The sequence below is a fragment of the Stutzerimonas stutzeri genome (assembly GCF_024448695.1).
Taxonomy (GTDB): Bacteria; Pseudomonadota; Gammaproteobacteria; order Pseudomonadales; family Pseudomonadaceae; genus Stutzerimonas; species Stutzerimonas stutzeri_T.
Genome location: NZ_JAMOHY010000005.1, coordinates 1 through 18,034, shown reverse-complemented (window position 1 = coordinate 18,034; position 18,034 = coordinate 1). Strand labels below are relative to the sequence as shown.

The window sequence follows — 18,034 nt, the reverse complement described above, 5'->3', positions numbered from 1 at the left end:
ATACGGTTTCGCCACGACTGCGAGTACAACGATGGAATTCGAGAAACTGTTGCGCCTGATGGTGGAAAAAGGCGGCTCCGACCTGTTCATTACTGCCGGCGTGCCGCCGTCGATCAAGGTCAACGGCAAGATCATGCCCGTGAGCAAGACGCCGATGTCACCGGAAATGACCCGCGAAACCGTGCACGCGATAATGAACGAGCAGCAGCGTCGCGAGTTCACCGAAAACCACGAATGCAACTTTGCCCTCAGCGCACGCGGCATCGGTCGTTTCCGCGTCAGTGCGTTCTACCAGCGCAACCTGGCCGGCATGGTGCTACGCCGCATCGAAACCAATATCCCCACCATCGATGACCTCAAGCTGCCGGAAATCCTCAAGAATCTGGCCATGACCAAGCGTGGGCTGGTGCTCTTTGTCGGCGCCACCGGCACCGGCAAGTCCACCTCGCTGGCGGCGATGGTCGGCTACCGCAACAGGAATTCAAGCGGCCACATCATCTCCATCGAAGATCCCATCGAGTTCATCCACCAGCATCAGAGCTGCATCGTTACCCAGCGCGAGGTGGGCATCGACACCGACTCCTTCGAAGTGGCGCTGAAGAACACCCTGCGCCAGGCGCCGGACGTGATCCTCATCGGCGAGATCCGCGCCCGGGAAACCATGGATTATGCCGTGGCTTTCGCCGAGACCGGACACCTCTGCCTGGCCACGCTGCATGCCAACAATGCCAACCAGGCGCTGGACCGCATCATCAACTTCTTTCCCGCCGACCGTCAGAATCAGGTGTGGATGGACCTCTCGCTGAATCTGAAAGCCATCGTCGCCCAGCAACTGATTCCGACACCCGATGGCAAGGGCCGCCGGGCGGTAATCGAGGTCCTGATCAACACGCCACTGGCCGCCGACCTGATCCGCAAGGGCGAAGTGCATGAGCTCAAGAGCCTGATGAAGCGTTCCACCGACCTCGGCATGCAGACTTTTGACCAGGCGCTGTACAACCTCTATGTGCAGGGCGAAATCACCTACGAAGACGCTCTGCTGCACGCTGACTCCTCAAACGACCTGCGCCTGATGATCAAGCTGGGTTCGGAAACCGACAGCGAGCACCTGAGCAGCGTTTCCCAGGGTCTGACACTGGAAGTCAGCGATGACGATCCGGGGCGCAGCTTCCGCTAGTCCGGTTGCCGAGGCGGGCCGATACGCTTGCCTGGTCGGTTGGCCACGCGCTCGGCCTGGCCATCGCGCTGGCCTCCGGCGCGGGCGCGGCTCATGAGCTGCGGAATCAGCGAGCCCTCCGGCAGGTTCTTCCAGAAGCGCACCGGCAGATTGTTTTGCATCACTTCGCGGTTGAGCCGGGCCGGATTGAAGGTGCTTTCGTAATAGGTCATCCACAGCTCGGTGCCGTGGTCCTGCGCGCCTTGCGCTAGCTGTCGCCAGGCAAGCGGGCAGGGATTGGCATAGTGCATGGCCATTCCGTCCCATAGCACCGCATCATCGGGCGTTGCGATCAGCCAGGAATGCAGGCCCATTCGTTCGGCGAAGTGCGGGGCCGCACTGGGCAGGATGTCGTGCGCAGGCTCGAACCAGGCCACGTAGTCCGGTGCATTGTCCGACCCCGATGGGCTGAAACGCACAAAGGCATGCAGATGGTGGGCTTCGCGGCGCACCGCCTTGATCCGTGCGTGCAGTTCGCTGCCATCCACATCGCCGACCAGACGGGCAGCTCGATCACCTTGGGCGACTCGCCAGAGAATGCGATAGAGCAGACTCCAGCGATCATGGCTGCGAAAGCGTGCCGCACTCTCCAACTCGCCCAGCAATTGTCGTGGGATGCGTATGGGGGATGACGAGATTGTCGGCTCGGGCGCGGCACACTGTTCGAACAGGCCGCCCGGGACGTCACCAGCCAGCCACTCCAGCTGATGGGGTGCAATACCTTCACCAAGCAGGGCGCGGGCAGTGTCGCGCCAGCCCTCGAAGCTGCCGTCGAAGCGCACCTGGCGCATCACCACAGCGCCATCTGTTGGGGGCCTTCACTGAGTTGCTGGCGCAGGGTCGCGGAGTCGCGATTCGCCAGGCTCGGTCGGTAATCCTGGGTGATGACGAACGGCTTGGCTTTCTCCAGTGAGCAGCGCAGCCGTGTCAGGTCTTCAAAGCGGATGCGTTTTTGCCGGCGAAGGGCGACCAGGCGCTTGGCGCTGAGTATTCCGATGCCGGGAATGCGTGCGATCAGCGAGGGCTCGGCACGGTTCAGGTCGACGGGGAAATGCTCGCGGTTGGCCAGCGCCCAGGCGAGCTTCGGGTCGATATCCAAAGGTAGGTTGCCCGGGCCGCTGAGCAGTTCGCCGGCACTGAAACCGTAACCGCGCATAAGAAAATCGGCCTGGTACAGGCGATGTTCGCGCAGCAGCGGCGCTTCGAAGGGCACGCTGGACGGGCTGTTGGGAATGGGGCTAAAGGCCGAGTAATACACACGCCGCAGGCGGTAGTCCCCGTACAGCGACTGTGCGGTGTGGAGGATGGTGCTGTCATCCGTGGTGTCGGCGCCGATGATCATCTGGGTGCTCTGGCCAGCGGGTGCGAAGCGTGGCGCACGCTTTTCCGCGCGGGCCTCGGTCTCGCCTTGGTGGATCGAGTGCATCGTCTGTTTGATGGAGACCACCTGCTTTTCCGGGGCCAGGCGGATGAGGCTGCTTTCGGTGGGCAGTTCGATGTTGACGCTGAGCCGGTCGGCATAGCGCCCGGCCTCGGCGATCAGCAGCGGGTCGGCGTCCGGGATGGTTTTCAGGTGGATATAACCGCGAAACTCATGCTCCTCACGCAGCCGTTTTGCCACGCGAATCAGCTGTTCCATGGTGTAGTCCGCCGAGCGGATGATGCCTGAGCTGAGGAACAACCCGCTGATGCAGTTTCGACGGTAGAAATCCAGCGTCAGCGTCACCACCTCTTCGGGTGTGAAGCGCGCACGCGGCACGTCGCTGGAGCGGCGGTTCACGCAGTACTGGCAGTCGTACAGGCAGAAGTTGGTCAGCAGAATCTTCAGCAGGGCCACGCAGCGGCCGTCGGGTGTGAAGCTATGGCAGATACCCATGCCGTCAGTGGCGCCAAGCCCGCTGCGGCCTTGGGAGCTGCGCTTTGGTGCGCCGCTGCTGGCGCATGACACGTCGTACTTCGCGGCGTCCGCAAGTACGCTGAGTTTATCAATCAACTGCATGGGAAGAGACCGTGATACTGTTTGCATATACAGTATCACGGCGGCGCGATAACGCGGCGCCCGCTCGGCAGAACGCTGCAACCGGGCGGGATCAGATAAGATCAGCGCAGCAATACAACGCAGGAGGTTTCAATGGCCTGCTACCAGACAGTGAGGTTCAGATGCAGCAAAACACCCATAGCGTTCTAATCGGCTATCTGTTGTGGATATTCGGTTTCCTGGGTTCCCACCGTTTCTATTACGGCAAGCCGATCACCGGCACCCTCTGGTTCTTCACTCTGGGCCTGTTCTTCATCGGCTGGATCATCGACCTGTTCCTGATCCCGTCGATGGATCGTGAGGCCGATCTGCGCTTCCAGCCGGGGCCGATCGACTACACCGTGGCCTGGATTCTGCTGACCTTCCTCGGCATCTTCGGCGTGCACCGCATGTACCAGGGCAAGTGGATCACCGGGATCCTCTATCTGTGCAGCGGCGGGCTGTTTTTCATCGGTGTGCTCTACGATTTCTGGACGCTGAATACCCAGGTGTCGATCAGGAACGCCGAAAAGAGCCGATAAGCAGGCTGGAGGCTGGATGACAATCGCAGCCTCCGGGCGTCAGCCTTCAAGCCCGATAACTGACCCGCCCATCCACGATGGTGTAGCGCACCGAACCCGGCAGGCAGTGGCCGATAAAGGGGCAGTTGCGACCCTTCGAGTACCAGGTTTCGCCGGCCAGGGTTGAGCTGTGCGGATCGAACAGCACGATATCAGCGGGCGCACCCACGCCCAGTTGTCCGACCGGGAGGCGCAGTGCCGCAGCCGGTCCGCTGCTCAGGCGTGCCAGCAGCGTCGGCAGATCCAGCAAGCCGTCTTCCACCAGTGTCATGGCCAGCGGCAGCAATATTTCGGCGCTGCTGATGCCCGGCTCCGTCTCGCCGAAGGGCGCTTGCTTGGCATCGATTTCGTGAGGCTGATGGTGGCTGGAGATCGACGAAATCACGCCGCTTTTCACCGCCTGACGCAGCCCTTCGCGATCCGCGGCGCTGCGCAGTGGCGGCTGTACGTGATACAGGCTGGAGAAGCCGTGCAGCGCTTCATCGGTGAGAATCAGCTGGTACATCGCCACGTCAGCAGTGACCGGCAGACCGCGTGCCTGTGCCTCGGCGATCATCTGTGCGGCGCGTGCGGTGGTCAGTTGGGTGAAGTGCGCGCGTACACCGGCCTGCTCCACCAGCAGCAGGTTACGGGCCAGGGCAATGGTTTCTGCGGTTTCCGGAATGCCAGCCAGGCCGAGGAAGGTCGCACTTGGGCCTTCGTGCGCCAGTCCGCCCTCGGCCAGGTCGCTGTCCTGGGAATGGATGATGATGGTGAGGTCGAAGGTTGCGGCGTATTCCAGGGCGCGACTGAGGTTGCGATTGCTGGTGATGTTCGCCAGGCCGTTGCCGAAGGCCACACAGCCTGCATCGCGCAGCGCGACCAGTTCCGACAACTGTTCACCGGCCAGGTCACGCGTCAGCGCGCCGACGGGAAAGACCTTGGCATGACCGGACTCGCGCGCCCGATCGAGGATCAGTTCGGCAACGGCAGCGGTATCCAGTACTGGTCGGGTCTGCGGCGGGCAGCACAGGCTGGTGATGCCGCCGGCGGTGGCAGCCAGGGTTTCGCTGGCGATGGTGCCCTTGCGGCTGTACCCGGGCTCGCGCAGGGCGACGGACAGATCGACCAGGCCGGGCGCGGCAACAAGTCCCTGGGCATCGATACTTTGCGCCGGTGCGAAGTCGGCCGGCGCCTGGCCGATAGCGACTATCCGGCCGTCGCGGCAGTAGAGGTTAGTGATTTCGTCGCGACCGCTGGCCGGGTCTATCAGGCGGGCACCGAGGACTTCGATTGGCATCAGTTCTGCTCCTCGGCAGCGTATTCGTTTTCGAGTTGGCGCTGAGCGTTCTGGCCGCTCATCGACATGGACAGCACCGCCATGCGGATGGCAATGCCGTAGGTGACCTGATTGAGAATGACCGACTGGGCGGAGTCGGCCACGGCCGATTCGATTTCCACCCCCCGGTTAATCGGCCCCGGATGCATGACGATGGCATCCGGTTTGGCCAGTGCCATGCGCTGTGTGGTCAGGCCGTAGAGGCGATAGAACTCGCCTTCGCTGGGCAGGCGTCCACCCTGCATGCGCTCGCGTTGCAGACGCAGCATGATCACCACGTCGACATCGCGCAGGCCTTCGTGCATGTCGTTGTAGACGCTCACGCCGTACTGCTCCAGGCCGACCGGCAGCAGGGTTTTCGGGCCGATCACGCGGATGTCCGGGCAACCCAGGGTCTTTAACGCCAGCATGTTTGAGCGCGCCACGCGCGAATGCAGAATGTCGCCGACGATGGCCACTGAAAGCTTTTCAAAGTCGCCCTTGTGGCGGCGGATAGTAAGCATGTCGAGCATGCCCTGGGTTGGGTGGGCATGGCGTCCGTCACCGCCGTTGATCACCGCGACGTCGGGGCAGACGTGCTCCGCGATGAAGTGCGCCGCCCCGGAGTCGGCATGGCGCACGACGAACATGTCCGCGGCCATGGCCTCAAGGTTGCGCAGGGTGTCGGTGAGGGTTTCGCCCTTGCTGGTCGAGGAGGTCGAGACATTCAGGGTGATGACGTCCGCCGACAAGCGCTTGGCTGCCAGTTCGAAGGTGGTGCGTGTGCGTGTGGAGTTCTCGAAGAACACGTTGCAGACGGTCTTGCCGCGCAGTAGCGGGACCTTTTTCACCGCTCTGGCACCGACCTCGAGAAAGGAGTCGGCGGTGTCGAGAATTTCCGTCAGCAGTTCGCGCGGCAGGCCATCCAGAGACAGGAAGTGGCGCAGCTGACCGTTGTCGTTCAGTTGCAGGGGTCGCTTGGCGTCGATAGGCGTCATCGAAAGTGTCTCAGTTGGCGGAAGCGAGGGTCTTGTATTCGAGAGCAAGTGGCGTCGGGCCGAGCAGCTTGACACGCTGCTCGGGCGGCAGCGACAGGGTTGCGCCGACCACGTCCGGCCTGATCGGCAGCTCGCGGGCGTTGAGGTCTAGCAGGCAGACCAGGCTGACACTGGCGGGCCTGCCATAGTCGAACAGCTCGTTGAGCGCGGCACGGATGGTGCGGCCACTCATCAGCACGTCATCGATGATCACCAAGTGCTGGCCTTCGATCTCGAAGGGCAGTTCGGACGGGCGAACCTGTGGATGCAGGCCGTTCTGGGTGAAGTCGTCGCGATAGAAGGAAACATCGAGAATGCCCAATGCCTCGTCCTTGCCACGCAATGCCAGCAGGGCCTTGGCAACCCAGACGCCACCGGTACGGATGCCGATGAAACGGGGTTGCTCGATGCGGTGGCTGCTCAGGTGCAGATCAAGCGCGGCGGCCATTTCGGGTAGCAGCTGTTCGGGATTGGGCAGGGTCATGATTTCTCCTTGAAAAGCCGTTTCAGGCCTTGGGCTGCGCAGTCAGCCAGCCTTCCAGTAAAAGTGCCGCGGCGAGTGCGTCCACCGGGCGTTGGCGAAAGCCGTTGCTTTGACCTGCACGCAGACGCTCGCCCTTGGCTTCGTAGGTGGTCAGGCGCTCGTCGTGGGTATGCACGGGCAGGTTGTAGCGGCCATTGAGACGCCGGGCGAACTTCTCCGCGCGGGCGCTCATTTCGCTGGGCGTACCGTCCATGTTGAGCGGCAGACCCACCACCAGCGCATCGGGTTGCCACTCGCGCAGCAGCGCCTCGATCTGATTCCAGTCGGGTATGCCATCGCGTGCCTTGAGTACGCAAAGCTCTCGAGCCTGGCCGGTGATCATCTGGCCGACGGCGACGCCGATCTGCTTGGTGCCATAGTCGAAGCCAAGCAGCAGGCGTGGCGTACTCATGCGTGACCGACCTGGCTGCTGAGCCGGCTGAGATCAACGCCCAGTGAAGCGGCTGCGGCGTTCAGGCGCTCCTCATGGGGAAGGTCGAAGAGAATGTGCGGCTGCGCAGGGCAGCTCAACCAGGCGTTATCCACCAGCTCCGCTTCAAGCTGGCCCTGCCCCCAGCCCGCATAGCCAAGCGCAATAAGATGCTGCTGCGGGCCCTGGCCGTCGGCGATGGCGAACAGTACGTCCTGGGAGGTGGTCATGCCCAGCGTGCCAAGTGTGAGAGTGGCCTGAAACCGGGCATCAATCGGGTGCAGCACGAAACCGCGATCGACCTGCACCGGGCCGCCGGCAAAGATCGGCAGCGCCCGGCTGAGCGTCGTCGGCGGCTCATCAGGGCGCAGTTGTTCGAGGATATCGGCCAGGTTCAGTCCGTTGGGGCGGTTGACGATAAGGCCCATGGCACCATCCTGATTGTGTTCGACCAGATAGATCAGCGTCTGGGCAAAACGAGGGTCACCCATGTGCGGCATGGCGATCAGGAAATGATGCTTCAGGTAAGTGGGGGTGACGTTTTTCATGCCGCTAGTTTCGGGCTTCGGCGCGGCGGCTTCAAGCTTCATGAAAGCCGCGTGCTGCCCGCGACTGCTTTATTGGCTCGACAGTCGGTCGCCGCGCTCAAAACGCCAGGTCCTGATGATTTCCACCTGGTCGAAATGCTTTGCAAGTTCCCCGGCGAAGGGCGCGAAGGGGGCCGAGAGCCTGACAATCCGCATGGCAGCCTCATCTAGGACGGTATGCCCGGAGGACTCCAGTACCCGCAGCTCCTGCACGCTGCCGTTGCGGTCTACGACCACCAGCATCCGCAGGCTGCCATGAATGCGCTGGCGTCGCGCTTCTTCAGGGTAATTGAGGTTGCCGACACGCTCGACCTTCTTGCGCCATTCGTCGCGATACCAGGCGCTGATGTCACGCATGGTGGCAGCTGTGTTCTGGCGGCTGACACGCGGGCGCTTGGCGTATTGCTGGATATCCTGAGACAGTTGCGCTTCCAGGCTGGCGATCTCGGCGCTCAGCTGCGAGCTGTCGAAGGTCGGCGCAGGCTGGCTCTGGGGTTGCGGTTTGTTCTTCTGCGGCTTGTCCGGTGTTTTTTCCGGTTGCGGTGCGCGCGTCGCGACGGCGGTTTTCGGTGTTTCACTGCGGTTGCTGGGCGGCGGTGCGGCTGCAGGTGAAACCTTGCGTACTTCAGTGTCCTGAAAGGGAGCCTGTTCGCTGGTTTTCGGTGCTGCCTTGTGCTCCAGGCTGCCACTGCCCTGCTGGTTGTCCTGGGCGATGAAATCGGCTTCCTTGGGCTTGTCTTCGCTCTTGAAAGTCGAAAGGGTGATTTCCAGTGTCTTGCTGATCTGGTTGGGCTCGGCCAGGGTAAAGCCGAGACCCAGTATTAGCGCGACATGCAGCACGGCGGCGATAAACAGGGTAAAGCCGAGGCGGTCCGCAGGACGGACACCGGGGCTGACGGGAACAGGTTGGCGTGTAGCAGCGTTCATCGCATTTCAGTCGCTTAGAAGTGCGCGCAGTCTGCCGACTTTGCGCCTGCGGTCGCAAGCTTCAAGCGCAAAGCTGTTAGGTCGGTCATAAAAGCGGCGGCTGGGTCGGTCACGCCTTGCCGACCCGGTGGGCGGGTTTCATCGCTGCAGCTTGTCCGCAATGGCATCCATCAGGCGATCCCCTATACGGGTATCGAAGGCGTTGTCGATTTCGCGGATGCAGGTCGGACTGGTGATGTTGATTTCGGTGAGGAAATCGCCGATTACATCCAGGCCTACGAAAAGCAGGCCGCGCCGTCGTAGTTCCGGGCCGACAATGGCTGCGATCTCGCGGTCGCGATCTGACAGCGGTTGCGCCACGCCACGACCGCCGGCTGCAAGATTGCCGCGGGTTTCGCCAGCGGCAGGGATGCGAGCCAGGCAATAGGGAATGGGTTCGCCGTCGATCATCAGGATGCGCTTGTCGCCGTCCTTGATTGCCGGGATATAGCGCTGCGCCATGATCTGTCGGGCGCCATGTTCGGTCAGGGTTTCGAGAATCACCGAGAGATTGGGGTCACCTTCGCGATGGCGGAAGATCGAGGCGCCGCCCATTTCGTCCAGGGGTTTGAGAATGACGTCACGCTGCTCGCGGGCGAACTCGCGGAGAATGTCCGAGCGCCGGCTGACCAGGGTCGGTGGCGTGCATTGCGGGAACTGTGTGGCGAAGAACTTTTCGTTGCAGTCCCGCAGGCTTTGCGGACTGTTGACGACCAATGCTCCTGCGCGCTCGGCCATTTCCAGCAGGTAGGTGCTGTAGACGTACTCGCCGTTGAAGGGTGGGTCCTTGCGCATCAGGATCACGTCGAGCTCGCCCAGGGGGATATCGACTTCTTCGCCAGTCTCGTACCAGTGCTGCGGGTCGTCAAACACCTGCAGTGCGCGCATTCGTGCGCGGGCTACGCCGCCCAGTTGATAAAGATCGCACTGCTCCATGTAAAAGAGTGCCCAGCTGCGGGCCTGGGCAGCCAGCAGCATGGCGAGGGAGCTATCCTTCTTGAAAGCGATCCGCGCAATCGGATCCATGATGATCCCGACGCGAACAGTCATGTGGCGGTCTCCGGCGAAAAGGCAGTACGAAGCTGCGGGGCTTGGAATGTCGGCGCAGATTGGCTTCGGTTGTGCGCTGGGTCAAGGAAAATTCAGCTCCTTTCCCGGTCGATAGCATGGGCATCAGGAGTGTGCTAAAAAGGTCCGGCGATTGGGTGCAGCCCATCGATGGCAGGGCCTGTAGCGCACTGACATAACGATAAACTACGACTCACCGAGGCGATGGTAGGGCGAAATGGAACAGCACACCGAGGGCTTGAAAGTCATGGTGATCGACGATTCGAAAACGATTCGTCGCACCGCCGAAACACTGCTGAAAAAAGTAGGTTGTGATGTGATCACGGCGGTGGATGGCTTTGATGCGCTCGCCAAAATAGCGGACACCCACCCGCGTATCATATTCGTCGATATCATGATGCCCAGGCTTGATGGTTATCAGACCTGTGCGCTGATCAAGAACAACAGTTCCTTCAAGTCCACCCCGGTGATTATGCTGTCCTCCAAGGATGGCTTGTTCGACAAGGCCAAGGGGCGCATCGTGGGGTCGGATCAATACCTTACCAAGCCGTTCAGCAAAGAAGAGTTGCTTGGTGCGATCAAGGCTCACGTGCCTGACTTTGCGCCTATAGAGCAAGTATCCTGAAGTTCGGCCCTGTGTGCCGCTGAAGCCTTTCCTACGGAGAAACCATGGCTCGCGTTCTGATTGTTGATGACTCGCCGACTGAAATGTACAAACTGACTGCCATGCTGGAAAAGCATGGTCATGTCGTGCTCAAGGCCGAAAATGGCGCAGACGGTGTGGCGCTTGCCCGCCAGGAAAAACCCGATGCCGTTCTCATGGATATCGTGATGCCCGGCCTCAATGGTTTCCAGGCTACTCGCCAACTGACCAAAGATGCTGAAACCAGTCACATTCCTGTAATCATTGTGACCACCAAGGATCAGGAAACCGATAAGGTCTGGGGCAAGCGTCAGGGGGCCAAGGATTACCTGACCAAGCCCGTGGACGAAGCAACACTGCTGAAGACCCTTAACGCCGTCCTTGCGGGCTAGATCTGGCAAATCTGCAAACCGGATAAAGGGAAGTGGCAGCATGTCGGATAGGCCTACACCGTTTCAGCGACTTCTGGAAATCGATGCACGCTGCCGGGCGCTTGCAGCCGGTCTGCCTTCCCAGCAGGAAGCCGTTCAGACCTGGGCGGGCATCGGGTTTCGGATGGGTGAGCGGTTGTTCGTCGCGCCGATGGGGGAAGTCGGCGAGATATTGCATGAACCACGTTACACGCTTCTGCCCGGCGTAAAGAGCTGGGTGAAAGGTGTGGCCAACGTGCGCGGCAGGCTGCTGCCGATCATGGATCTCTGTGGATACTTCGGGCTGGAATTGTCGCCATTGCGCAAGCAGCGACGGGTATTGGTAGTTGATCATCAGGACGTCTTCGCCGGGCTGACGATCGACGAGGTGTTCGGTATGCAGCACTTTCCAGTCGATGCCTTTTCCGAACAGTTGCCCCCGGTGGAAGCATCGATTCAACCCTTTATCCATGGTGTCTTCCAGCGCGAGCAGCCCTGGCTGGTCTTCAGTCCGCATGCGCTGGCTTCGCATCAGGCATTTCTGGACGTAGCGTATTGATTTAGGCGGGTCGGCAGGCGCCGGCCTTTTGGTACTTGAAAGGAAACGGAAGGGTGGTCCAGGCGGGGGCCGGATAATGAAAAAAATGAACGCAAATGCGCTGCTTGCCGGCGTGCGTAGCAATACGCTGATCGCTGGACTGTTTATTCTCCTGATCGTATCGATGGTGCTGTTGTTCGCCAACTTCGCCTACGTCAGCACCCAGGCCGATTACGACAGTGAATACATCGGACACGCGGGCGAGCTGCGAGTTCTTTCCCAGCACATCGCGAAGAACGCGGTGGAAGCGGCTGGAGGTACATCAGAGGCCTTCGACTCCTTGAAGGATGCGCGCAACGATTTCAGCCGGCGCTGGGGTTATCTGTCCCAGGGGGACGATAGTATCGGCCTGCCTGCCGTGCCTCGCTCGCTGCAGAACGAGATTGCTGCAGTGCAGCAGGACTGGGATACCTTGCGGCAGAACACCGACGCCATTCTGGCCAGTGAGCAGACTGTTCTTTCCCTGCATCAGGTCGCAGCCACCCTCGCCGAAACCATTCCGCAGCTACAGGTGGAATATGAGGAAGTGGTCGATATCCTGATCGAAGGTGGCGCCCCCGCTGCTCAGGTTGCTGTTGCACAGCGCCAGTCGCTGCTGGCCGAACGTATTCTCGGTTCGGTAAACAAGGTGCTTTCCGGTGACCAGGACTCGGTTCAGGCAGCCGACATGTTCGGGCGTGATGCCAGTCTGTTCGGTCGCGTACTGAATGCGATGGTCGACGGCAACGAAGCCATGGGTATTACCAGCGTCAGCGATGACGAAGCGCTGGATCGCCTGGGTGCGATTTCCGAACTGTTCCAGTTTGTTTCCGGCTCCGTGGACGAGATTCTGGAAACCTCGCCGGAACTGTTCCAGGTACGTGAATCGTCCAACAGCATCTTTGAAGTTTCGCAGACGCTACTTGATAAGACTTCGGTGCTGACCGAGGGCTTGCAGGGGCGTGCGGACGCCCGCTACATGAACACCCTTGCAGGCTATGTGCTCGGTGCCCTGGCGCTGGCATCGATCCTGCTGATCGGGCTGGTTATGGTTCAGGAGGCACGTCGCCGACTGAGTGAAACGGCGGAAAAGAACGAGCGCAACCAGACAGCGATTCTGCGTCTGCTCGACGAAATCGGTGACCTTGCCGACGGTGATCTCACCGTGGCTGCAACGGTGACCGAAGACTTCACCGGTGCCATCGCCGACTCGATCAACTACTCCATCGACCAACTGCGTGATCTGGTCGAAACGATCAACCAGACTGCCGTTCAGGTATCCGGTGCCGCTCAGGAAACCCAGGCCACCGCGATGCATCTGGCCGAAGCTTCCGAGCACCAGGCGCAGGAGATTGCCGGCGCCTCTGCGGCCATCAACGAAATGGCCGTATCGATTGACCAGGTATCAGCCAACGCCGCCGAATCCTCTGCGGTAGCGGAACGCTCCGTAGCGATTGCCAACAAGGGCAACGAGGTCGTACACAACACCATCACCGGCATGGATAACATCCGTGAGCAGATCCAGGACACCTCGAAGCGGATCAAGCGCCTGGGTGAGTCGTCCCAGGAAATTGGCGACATCGTAAGCCTGATCAACGATATTGCCGACCAGACCAACATTCTCGCACTGAACGCCGCGATTCAGGCCTCCATGGCCGGTGACGCAGGTCGTGGCTTCGCGGTGGTTGCGGACGAAGTACAGCGTCTTGCTGAGCGCTCCTCCGCTGCAACCAAGCAGATCGAAGCGCTGGTCAAGACGATTCAGACCGATACCAACGAGGCGGTCATTTCGATGGAGCAGACTACCTCCGAGGTGGTCCGTGGTGCACGCCTGGCGCAGGACGCCGGTGTCGCTCTGGAAGAGATCGAGAAGGTATCCAAGAGCCTCGCGGCACTGATTCAGAACATTTCCAACGCCGCTCGGCAGCAGGCGTCCTCGGCCGGCCATATTTCCAACACCATGAACGTGATTCAGGAAATTACCTCGCAGACCTCTTCGGGCACCACCGCGACGGCCAAAAGCATTGGTAATCTCGCGAAGATGGCCAACGAGATGCGCCATTCGGTTTCCGGCTTCACCTTGCCGGAAACTCAGGATCAGGCCTGACGACTGGGGCGCGGCGGTCGCTAGTGGCCGCCGTGGACGTACATGAGTGAGGGGCAGGGCATGCAGCCAAGCGTTGACTGGTCACTGAGACCCTTGGCCGATATGTCATCAGCGGAGTTTCGCGATTGGCAGGCCTTGCTCGAAGAGCGTTCCGGCATGGTGGTTTCCGAGCAGCGTCGGACATTTCTGCAGGCCAATCTGAGCAGTCGCATGCGAGAAGTCGGCGTTGCCGATTACGCCAGTTACTACCTCAAGGTCACTGCCGGGGCCCGTGGCGCTGTTGAGTGGTCGACCCTGATGGACCGACTGACCGTGCAGGAAACCCGCTTCTTCCGTCACTCTCCTTCGTTCGCTCTGCTTTCCGAATACATCAGGCAGCGCCAGGCGTCTCGTGATGCAGCCTTGCCGTGGTCGCTGTGGAGTGTCGGTTGTTCCAGTGGCGAGGAAGCTTATTCGCTGGCGATCTGTGCCGATGAAGCACTGGCTGACGCAGGCGGTGAAACCTGTTATGGCGTGACTGGCACGGATATCAGCCTTAGCGCCCTAAGCCGGTCACGTGATGGCATCTACGGTCGGCGGCGGCTTGAGCACGTGGAGCCGGAGCGACGTGAGCGCTACTTTCAGCCCATTCCGAATGATCGATTTCAAGTGGTACCCAGCCTGGCGGCACGTGTGTGCTTTGCCAGACTCAATGTGCTGGAGCTGGCCGGTGCGCCAATGTCCGATATGGACGTCATTTTTTGTCAGAACCTATTGATCTACTTCCGCCGCTGGCGTCGCCGCGAAATCCTCAACCACCTGGCCGAGCGCCTGGCGCCTGGGGGGTTGCTGGTGATCGGTGTGGGCGAAGTGGCTGGCTGGCAGCACCCGGAGCTGGTGCCGATGGCCGATAGTCAGGTTCTGGCCTTTACCCGGAAAAGTTTATGAGCGGAGTCGCTATGGGTGATCGGCACGATTATGTCGCTCTGGAATGGGTGAAGGGCGAAATTGCCGAAACGCTGAAGCAGGCGCGGCAGGCCCTGGAAGCGTTCGTCGAAAACCCGCAGGACTCGACACGCATGCGCTTCTGCCTGACCTATGTGCATCAGGTACATGGCACCCTGCAGATGGTCGAGTTCTATGGTGCGGCTCTGTTGGCCGAGGAAATGGAGCAGCTCGCACGCGCCCTGCTGGAGGAGCGTGTCGCCAGCCAGACCGAAGCGCTGGAAGTGCTGATGCAGGCGATCCTGCAGATGCCGGCCTACCTTGACCGTATCCAGAGCGCGCGTCGTGATCTGCCCATGGTCGTGCTGCCGCTACTCAATGACCTGCGTGCGGCGCGTGGTGAGAAGCTGCTGTCGGAGACCAGCCTGTTTTCACCGGATATGTCAGCCCGTCGTCCGGCGCTTTCGGGTGAGTATCTTGCGCAACGGCAAACCGCCGATTTGCCAGCGCTGCTGCGCAAGATGCGACAGATGCTTCAGGTTGCGCTGGTCGGGATCATTCGTAATCAGGATCTGCCAACCAACCTGGGCTATATGGCGCGGGTGTTCGCACGCCTGGAGATACTCTGCAAGGACGCACCACTTGGTCCGCTGTGGCAGATTGCATCGGGCGTGGTCGAAGGGCTGGCCAGTGGTGGGGTCGCCCATGGAACCACGATTCGTACCCTGCTGCGCCAGGTCGACAAGGAGCTCAAGCGTCTCGTCGAACAGGGTGCAGACGGCATCAACCAGGCCGCCCCTGATGAGTTGACCAAGAACCTGCTCTTCTACGTCGCCAAGGCGCCTGCTCAGTCTGCACGTATTCAGGCACTCAAGGCCGAGTACAGCCTGGACGAGGCTCTACCCGACAGCAATGTCGTGGACGAAGAGCGTGCTCAGCTGGCAGGTCCGGATCGCGGCGCCATGCGCTCCGTAGTGGCGGCGTTGTGCGAAGAGCTTGTTCGGGTGAAAGACAGTCTGGATCTGTTCGTGCGCAGTGATCGTATGGGCATTGCTGATCTCGGCGCGCTGCAGACACCTCTCAAGCAGATTGCCGATACCCTCGCGGTGCTGGGTTTTGGCCAGCCGCGGCGGATCATTCTCGATCAGATTGAAGTGGTCGAAGCCTTGGCCCGTGGTCAGCGGAAAGCGGACGACGCCGTATTGATGGATGTTGCCGGTGCGTTGCTGTACGTCGAGGCGACGTTGGCTGGCATGGTCGGTGGCACCTCTGAGGAGCAAGGCGAGGGCAGTCACCTGCCGACCACGGATGTGGCGCAGATTCACCAGTTGGTTATTCGCGAAGCGCGTACCGGGCTCGAGCAGGCCAAGGACGCCATCATCGAGTTCATTGCCTCGCAATGGAATCACCAACATCTGGCGCGTGTACCTGAGCTGCTGACTCAGTCCCGTGGCGGGCTGGCGATGATTCCCCTGGCGCGTGCAGCAGCGTTGCTGGATGCCTGCAACCGCTATATTCAGGAACAATTGCTGGCGCACCAGGCGATCCCGGACTGGCAGAGTCTGGATATGCTCGCTGATGCAATCACCAGCGTCGAGTACTACCTGGAACGCCTAAGCGAAGACTGCGGCTCCCAGGGCGACCTGATTCTCGATGTGGCACAGGAGAGTCTTGAGGCGCTGGGTTATCCGCTGAGCGAGCCTGGTATGCCGCTCGAGCTGGAGTCGACAAACAGCGCGCCAGATTTCGCACTGGCCAATCCGCTGGACGAGATAGAAGTTCTGCTACCGGAGTCACCCGTCGATGTGCCTGTCCGCGATGAATTGGAATCGGCTGCAGATAGCTTTGCCATCGTCTCTCCGGTGCTTGAGCAGGCGCCTGCTGACGACCTTGATGCGCAAGCAGGGATCGTCGAAACACTCGAATACGGGCTGGATGGCTGGGTACAGACAGTCGATACCGAAAAGGATCCGTCCTTTGCTGAAGCACCGGCTGTCGAGCCTGTAGTTGCTGAATCGGAGCAGCAGGAACACACGGAGTCGCTCGACTACTTGATGGAGTGGAGCGAAGCCGAGATGACCGGGCTGGGCATGCCCGAAGTCGTCTTGCCGGAGCTCGTGGTGGCTCTGCCAGGCAGCGAGCCGGCAGTCAGTCTCGATGATGTAATGGCCGCTCCCGTCATCGCCATCAATCCACCTGCACAAGATGTTCCTCCGAGTCTGTTGCCGCCTCCGGAAGATGAGGAGCCGGTTGATGAAGAGCTGCTTGAGGTCTTCATCGAGGAGGCCGCCGAGGTGCTTGAGACGATTGGCGAGTACCTGCCTCGCTGGCACGCTAATCACGACGACAACGAAGCCCTGACCGAAGTGCGCCGCGCCTTCCACACGCTCAAGGGCAGCGGGCGCATGGTTCGTGCGCTGATTATCGGTGAGCTGGCGTGGTCTGTGGAAAATCTGTTCAACCGGATCCTCGATCGCAGCATTGAGGCAAGTGAGTCGGTGGGCAAAGTCGTCGACGATGTGGTCCTGCTGATGCCAGAGCTGGTCGAAGAATTCGCCGCCAGAACCCAGCACCAGCGCGATGATGTCGACCGACTTGCGGCTGATGCCCATGCGCTTGCCAAGGGTCAGCCTGTCGCTTGCGCGCCGGCGACGGGCGTCGAGTCTGTCCAGACGCCGGTGCCGGAGCAGGCCGTGTTGGAAGAAGTGCTGGACCCGCAGTTACTGGAGATTTTCCGTAACGAGGCGGATGCTCACCTCACAACCCTGGTCGATTTTCTGGCCGATTGCGCGCAGCGCCTTCCGCAGCCGGTCACCGACGACTTGCAGCGTGCCCTTCATACGCTCAAGGGCAGCGCCCATATGGCAGGCATCCTGCCCATGGCGGAGATTGCCACGCCGCTGGAGAAAATGGCCAAGGAATTCAAGGCCAACCTGATTGCCCTGGATCTGGCCGATGCGCAACTCCTGCACACCGCGGAGCAATTGCTGCGTCGTGGGCTGGAGAATCTGGACCATGATCCGCTGGCGCCCATCGAGGGTGCCGAGGCGTTCATCGCCCAGGTGCAGGCATTGCATCAGGAGCGTTTGGCTGCTGCCGGGGCGCGTGGCGAAACGGATCAGGGCGAGGCCCGGGATCCGGGCATGATTGCGCTGTTCCTGTCGGAAGGCATGAACATCCTGCTGGATGCCGAGGATCTTCTGCATAGCTGGCGTGAGCACCCGGCGGAGCGCCAGGAACTGACGGCCTTGCTGGAAGAGTTGACCACCCTTGGGCTGGGCGCGCAGATGGCGGATCTGCCACAGATCGATGCGCTGTGCCAGGTGCTGCTCAACCTTTACGCGGTCGTACAGGATGGTCGCCTCGCCGTTAGCGAACGCTTTTTCTCTGATGTCGAGCAGGGTCATGAAGCCCTGGTTGGCATGATGGATCAGGTTGCGGCAGGCTTGCAGGTCAGTGCACAGCCGGAACTGGTTGCGCGCCTCGAGGCCTTGCTGGCTGAGGCGGATGCCATATCGATCAATGACAAATCACAGGATGTTGCAGCTCTTGAGGCCGACGCCGACGATCCTGCCGAAGCCGAAGCCGAAGCCGAAGCCGAAGCCGAAGCCGAAGCCGAAGCCGAAGCCGAAGCCGAAGCCGAAGCCCCGC

Annotated in this window: 17 protein-coding genes; 8 read left to right on the top strand and 9 right to left on the bottom strand. The window is 60.9% G+C overall.

The window, feature by feature from the left end; all coding sequences use genetic code 11:
• Positions 1-31: 31 nt before the first annotated feature.
• Positions 32-1,177, top strand: a complete 1,146-nt coding sequence (locus tag NAV32_RS06500; RefSeq protein WP_256051986.1) for a PilT/PilU family type 4a pilus ATPase — start codon at positions 32-34, stop codon at positions 1,175-1,177.
• Here the strand turns inward: NAV32_RS06500 and NAV32_RS06495 are convergent.
• Together NAV32_RS06495 and NAV32_RS06490 are read right to left on the bottom strand one after the other, a co-directional pair.
• A complete protein-coding gene (locus NAV32_RS06495) occupies positions 1,174-2,007 on the bottom strand; it encodes a TIGR03915 family putative DNA repair protein (RefSeq protein WP_256051985.1) in 834 nt (277 codons plus the stop codon). The genes NAV32_RS06500 and NAV32_RS06495 overlap by 4 nt on opposite strands.
• A complete protein-coding gene (locus NAV32_RS06490; RefSeq protein ID WP_256051984.1) occupies positions 2,007-3,215 on the bottom strand; it encodes a putative DNA modification/repair radical SAM protein in 1,209 nt (402 codons plus the stop codon). The genes NAV32_RS06495 and NAV32_RS06490 overlap by 1 nt, the downstream gene beginning before the upstream one ends.
• Positions 3,216-3,376: 161 nt before the next feature.
• Here NAV32_RS06490 and NAV32_RS06485 point away from each other — a divergent pair, with 161 nt between their 5' ends.
• Entirely contained in the window at positions 3,377-3,775 is a 399-nt protein-coding gene (locus NAV32_RS06485) for an NINE protein (RefSeq protein WP_256051983.1), read from the top strand.
• A 46-nt stretch (positions 3,776-3,821) separates the two neighbouring features.
• On the opposite strand, the gene NAV32_RS06480 is transcribed toward NAV32_RS06485, so the two are convergent.
• The 7 genes from NAV32_RS06480 to gshB form a co-directional block, all read right to left on the bottom strand.
• On the bottom strand, positions 3,822-5,093 hold the full coding sequence (locus tag NAV32_RS06480) for a dihydroorotase (protein ID WP_256051982.1): 1,272 nt from the start codon (positions 5,091-5,093) through the stop codon (positions 3,822-3,824).
• On the bottom strand, positions 5,093-6,109 hold the full coding sequence (locus tag NAV32_RS06475) for an aspartate carbamoyltransferase catalytic subunit (protein ID WP_256051981.1): 1,017 nt from the start codon (positions 6,107-6,109) through the stop codon (positions 5,093-5,095). Before NAV32_RS06475 ends, NAV32_RS06480 begins: the two co-directional genes overlap by 1 nt.
• Positions 6,110-6,119: 10 nt before the next feature.
• Complete coding sequence (gene pyrR, locus NAV32_RS06470) at positions 6,120-6,632, bottom strand: bifunctional pyr operon transcriptional regulator/uracil phosphoribosyltransferase PyrR (RefSeq protein WP_256051980.1); 513 nt, start codon at positions 6,630-6,632, stop codon at positions 6,120-6,122.
• 22 nt (positions 6,633-6,654) lie between these two features.
• Positions 6,655-7,083, bottom strand: coding sequence for a Holliday junction resolvase RuvX (ruvX, locus tag NAV32_RS06465; protein WP_256051979.1), 429 nt, complete (start codon positions 7,081-7,083; stop codon positions 6,655-6,657).
• A complete protein-coding gene (locus NAV32_RS06460) occupies positions 7,080-7,649 on the bottom strand; it encodes a YqgE/AlgH family protein (RefSeq protein ID WP_256052155.1) in 570 nt (189 codons plus the stop codon). The genes ruvX and NAV32_RS06460 overlap by 4 nt, the downstream gene beginning before the upstream one ends.
• Positions 7,650-7,718: 69 nt before the next feature.
• Positions 7,719-8,615 carry an energy transducer TonB gene (locus NAV32_RS06455; protein WP_256051978.1) on the bottom strand — a complete coding sequence of 299 codons (897 nt, stop codon included), beginning with the start codon at positions 8,613-8,615 and terminating at the stop codon, positions 7,719-7,721.
• 138 nt (positions 8,616-8,753) lie between these two features.
• Positions 8,754-9,704 carry a glutathione synthase gene (gene gshB / locus NAV32_RS06450; RefSeq protein WP_256051977.1) on the bottom strand — a complete coding sequence of 317 codons (951 nt, stop codon included), beginning with the start codon at positions 9,702-9,704 and terminating at the stop codon, positions 8,754-8,756.
• A 235-nt stretch (positions 9,705-9,939) separates the two neighbouring features.
• Here gshB and pilG point away from each other — a divergent pair, with 235 nt between their 5' ends.
• The 6 genes from pilG to NAV32_RS06420 form a co-directional block, all read left to right on the top strand.
• Positions 9,940-10,347: a twitching motility response regulator PilG gene (pilG, locus tag NAV32_RS06445; RefSeq protein ID WP_256051976.1), complete on the top strand. Its 408-nt coding sequence runs from the start codon at positions 9,940-9,942 to the stop codon at positions 10,345-10,347.
• A gap of 44 nt (positions 10,348-10,391) precedes the next feature.
• Positions 10,392-10,757, top strand: coding sequence for a twitching motility response regulator PilH (pilH, locus tag NAV32_RS06440; RefSeq protein ID WP_021206021.1), 366 nt, complete (start codon positions 10,392-10,394; stop codon positions 10,755-10,757).
• Between the two features lie 40 nt (positions 10,758-10,797).
• Positions 10,798-11,334, top strand: a complete 537-nt coding sequence (locus NAV32_RS06435; protein WP_256051975.1) for a chemotaxis protein CheW — start codon at positions 10,798-10,800, stop codon at positions 11,332-11,334.
• 76 nt (positions 11,335-11,410) lie between these two features.
• Complete coding sequence (locus tag NAV32_RS06430) at positions 11,411-13,459, top strand: methyl-accepting chemotaxis protein (protein WP_256051974.1); 2,049 nt, start codon at positions 11,411-11,413, stop codon at positions 13,457-13,459.
• A 60-nt stretch (positions 13,460-13,519) separates the two neighbouring features.
• Positions 13,520-14,386 (top strand): CheR family methyltransferase, encoded by an 867-nt coding sequence (locus NAV32_RS06425; protein WP_256051973.1) that lies wholly within the window; start codon positions 13,520-13,522, stop codon positions 14,384-14,386.
• Between the two features lie 11 nt (positions 14,387-14,397).
• A partial coding sequence (locus NAV32_RS06420) for an Hpt domain-containing protein (RefSeq protein ID WP_256052154.1) occupies positions 14,398-18,034 on the top strand: 3,637 nt, incomplete at its 3' end.